Source organism: Ferroglobus sp., from assembly GCF_015521575.1.
In the GTDB taxonomy this organism is placed as follows: Archaea; Halobacteriota; Archaeoglobi; order Archaeoglobales; family Archaeoglobaceae; genus Ferroglobus.
Genome location: NZ_WANY01000221.1, coordinates 1 through 3,961, shown reverse-complemented (window position 1 = coordinate 3,961; position 3,961 = coordinate 1). Strand labels below are relative to the sequence as shown.

General features: G+C 45.5%; 2 protein-coding genes. Both read right to left on the bottom strand.

The genetic code is table 11. The features are described from left to right. Window positions 1-186: 186 nt before the first annotated feature. The gene (gene cofE, locus F7C14_RS08815; RefSeq protein ID WP_290901968.1) at window positions 187-933 is read right to left on the bottom strand and encodes a coenzyme F420-0:L-glutamate ligase; all 747 of its coding nucleotides are present in this window, start codon (window positions 931-933) and stop codon (window positions 187-189) included. Next, window positions 930-3,635 carry an alanine--tRNA ligase gene (alaS, locus tag F7C14_RS08810; protein ID WP_290901965.1) on the bottom strand — a complete coding sequence of 902 codons (2,706 nt, stop codon included), beginning with the start codon at window positions 3,633-3,635 and terminating at the stop codon, window positions 930-932. The genes cofE and alaS overlap by 4 nt, the downstream gene beginning before the upstream one ends. Between the last annotated feature and the right edge of the window lie 326 nt (window positions 3,636-3,961).

Sequence of the window (3,961 nt, the reverse complement as noted above, 5' to 3'; positions counted from 1 at the left end):
TTACCTTGGCGTTTAAAGATTCGGACAGCTCCCTAACTCTTTTCTCGTCCTCCTTCCGATTCTCCCTCGCTCTAAAGACCTTTTCGGCGTAGAGGATCAAATCCGCATCTATGTGTTTCGTGTAAGCGTACACTTCATATCCAGCCTTCCTCGCCGATTCGACGACGTTTCTGACGTTGCTCCCAACTACGAGGAACCTTTTATTTTCTTCGATATGACATCTTCCTCCTCGCTTCTGTAAACTTCTTTTACGCTTCCCTCTCCAGAAACATCCAAACCTCTGAATACAACTGCGGGAGTTGCAGAGTCCCCTTCTCCCATTAGAAGATTTGCGAAAGCTGCGAGTTCATCAACGACACACTCCACGGTAACTTCGAGAACGTTTCCGTAAAGATCTCGCTTTCCTCTCCAGTCCCTTAGAACCTCCACTCCAGAAGAACCTATGGCAAACCCGACGACGCCTTTCCTGAAGCACCTTCCGTTGGTGTCGGTGATGATAACACCCACATTTCTCCCCGTAAGCTCCGCTATCCTTTTCCTTATTTTTTCCGCACTTTCATCCGGATTAATCGGAGGAAGTAGGAGAAGACCTTTTTCAACGTTGCTTTGATCTATTCCGGCGTTAACGCAAACGTTCCCGAACTTAGCTTTAACGAGAAGGAAGGGATAATCGATTAAAACTTCCTCGCTCTCTTCAAGAACCGCCTGAACGAACCTCGGATCTTTACCGATTTTTTCAGCAATTTTCAAAGCTTCTTTGGTCGGCCTGTAATCTTCAAGCCTTCTAACCCTCCCTTCAGCCTTCGAAACTATAGTTGAGCAAATTGCCAAGACATCTCCATTTTCAAATTTAAAGAGCTTCGAAATTATCTCTCCTATGTCGTCCCCCTTTTTAATCTCGGGAATTTCTTTTATTACGTGAACTTCGATCATCTTGACAAGACTTCAAAGAGGAGATTTACCACGTCATCCTTCTCGGGCATTATCTGCCCAGCCCCCTGAGCGAGATCCTTTCTACCACCGCCGCTCCCCTTTACGAGTTTTCCTATCTCCCTCATTAACTCCCTCGCATCGACTTTTTCATGTCCGCTGAAAGTGACGATTCTCACTCCCTCTTTTCCGCTGAGGAGAACTCCGACGAAGCCCATCTCAGCCAGTTTCTGACCGAGCTTGGCTAAGGTTTTTATGTCCTCGTCGATTCTTTCAACAACTATTTTTATCCCGTCGAATTCCTCGTAATTTTCCGCTATTTTCTCAGCTTTCAGCTTCGCAATTTCTTCCTTCAGTTTCTCTATCTCCTTCTTCTGATCTTTCCACTCCTCGAAGAACCTTTCAACTGTTTTCGGAAGAATTGAAGGTTCTACTCTCAGAATCGAACTCGCCTCTTTAAGCAAAGACTCCTGCTTCGCCACGTGCTCCAAAGCCGCCTCTCCAGCAGCGTATTCAAACCTTATGACTCCGTCCTGAATAGATTCAACTTTCAGAATCTTGAACATTCCGATTTCTCCAGTGCTTTCAACGTGAGTGCCTCCACAAGCCTGAACGTCATCCCCAGCCTGAACAACCCTTATAACCTTCCCAGGCGGGACTCCACCCTGATACAGCCTGAATCCAAATTTCTTCTCCGCTTCATTTCTCTCCATGAACATCCATTTCACAGGTTTGTTTGCCATTATTTCCCTGTTCACCTCCCTCTCAATCTCTCGTATCTCCTCATCGCTCAACCTCTTGTAGTGGGTTACATCGAGCCTCGCCTTATCTTTCTCCTTTCTTGCTCCGGCCTGCCAGACGTGTTTTCCAAGCTTCTTCTGGAGAACGTTAAGAAGGAGATGCGTGGCTGTGTGGTGTCTCATATGTCTGAGCCTCGTTTCTTCGTCTATCAACCCCTTTACCTTGTCCCCAACTTCAAGCTCTCCGTCAACTTTGTGAATAACCACTCCATCTTCCTCGAAAACGTCCACAACTCTAACCTTTTTGTCTTTCGTAATGAGATAACCAACATCGTTGTCCTGTCCACCACTTTCCGGATAGAAGGCAGTTTTGTTTAAAATCACGAGATCTCCTTCAACCCCTATTACCTCGGCTTCGAATTCAAGTAGTTTCGAATTGTAGTAAAGCTTTTCAGTTTCCGGATAATCCCTCTTCAATACCTTCGGCTTCTCCTTCTTCTCAGCCTTAGAGTGCCTCGAAGCAAGCTCAGCGTACAGATCCTCAACTTCCTCGACCTCAGCTCCTTCCTTTTCCGCTATGCCGATCACGATTTCCGGAGGAATTCCGTGGGAATCGTAAAATTCGATTAAGTCCTCCTTCGTTACTCTCTTCTTCCTCTTCACTGTTCTTTCAACCATCGACTTTCCTCTCTCTATTGTCCTTCTGTACTTCTCCGTTTCAAGTTCAAGAATTTCGTGAATCGTGTCGAGATCTACTTCAAATTCGAAGGCTTTTAGGATCTTCCTGTGAAGCTCTACCAGGTCGAAGAGAGTTAGTGTAAAGCCGATGTCGTCAGCTAACCTCAAACTCCTCCTGATCATTAATCTCGCCAAGTATCCAGCTCCGGCGTTAGAGGGAACTAAACCGTCTCCAAGCATGAAAAGAATAGCTCTCGTGTGATCGGCTAAAGCGTAGGCGTTTTCCATTGGAGATATGATCCTGTCAAGCTCTTCAACGCTCATTCCGAATTTGTCGGCAATGCTCTTCCTTAATTTCAAAAGCTCCTCTCCTCTGAGCGAACTCATGACTCCAGCAAGCTTCGAGCTTTCGGCTAAGAGCTTCTTCATGTCCTCATCTTTCCTGCTGAACTCTATGCTGCTGTTCTCAACGATTCTATCAACTACCTCTGGAAATATGGCGTCGTAAACAGTCGGAGTACCTTGAGACGCCCAAACAAATCGCTCAAGTCCGTAGCCAGTGTCGACGATGTAGTTGTCCATTCTTCTGTATTTCTCCCCCTTTATCTCTATATCCCCCTCAGGATGCAATTCAAGATTCATGAAGACCAACGTTGCGACTTCCAATCCGCCCACGATAGCTTCCAAGCAAGGTCCGGCATTTCCTCCCCCAGCCCAAGGCTCTTCTTTATACACTATCTCCTCCTTTCTTACTCCGAGCTCGTTTAAAAGTTCCGTGCAGTAAGCTACTGTCTCGTTCTTCCAGTAAACCTCCTTTCCGGGATAATTGAAAGCGTGATGAGCCATCATTTCGAAAAGCGTGAGATGCCTACCAGTTCTTCCAATACTGTCAAGATCTTCCATCCTTATGCACGGCTGGGATATCGTGAGGGGATTAGCCGGAGGAGGGACCAAGCCAGAGGTTACAAAAGGTTGAAAGTCGGCTATACTTGCTATGGTCAAGTATATGTCGTCCCTCCACCTTGCGACAACCGGATACCTCTCAATTCTTTCGTGTCCTCTTTTTTCAAAGAACGAGAGGTAGTACTCTCTCATCTCGTCGAGGCTCATTTTTTTCTTGAAAATTGGATTACCTATGAACGTGTAACTTCCACAAGGTGGATCACCACAAATTTCCCTGCTCTCATCAGCAGTCCAGAAATACTTGCCGCATGAAGGACACTTCTTTCTGACGAATCCGTTCTCCTTGAGGAACGTTATGTCCAAATACTCCCTCTCCAAGCTCATCGGATTTTTAAATTTCCGCAAAAAATATAACAGTTTCGTAACAACAGCAGCGACCCGTAATTTTTACTTCTCGAGAAATATTTTCAACCGATTTTTATGATGTCCAAAGGAACGATAAGGAAGCTAAATTCTTTATCCTCTCTGAGTTGCATCCTGCCTCGTACAGCCTCTGGAAGCGGGTAAAGATGACGAACGTAACGATCATCGAAGCCCAATGAATGAAAATATCTTCGGAGAACTTGGACATAGATTTCGAGCATGAGAAATGTGGGGAAAGTGGCAAAGTTAATAAATCTTAATAGATTTTAAGCATCTGCATTATCTCA

Bases quoted from the DNA above. Each gene is read 5' to 3' on its own strand.
- cofE (WP_290901968.1), bottom strand. From the start codon at position 933: ATGATCGAAGTTCACGTAATAAAAGAAATTCCCGAGATTAAAAAGGGG.
- alaS (WP_290901965.1), bottom strand. From the start codon at position 3,635: ATGAGCTTGGAGAGGGAGTATTTGGACATAACGTTCCTCAAGGAGAAC.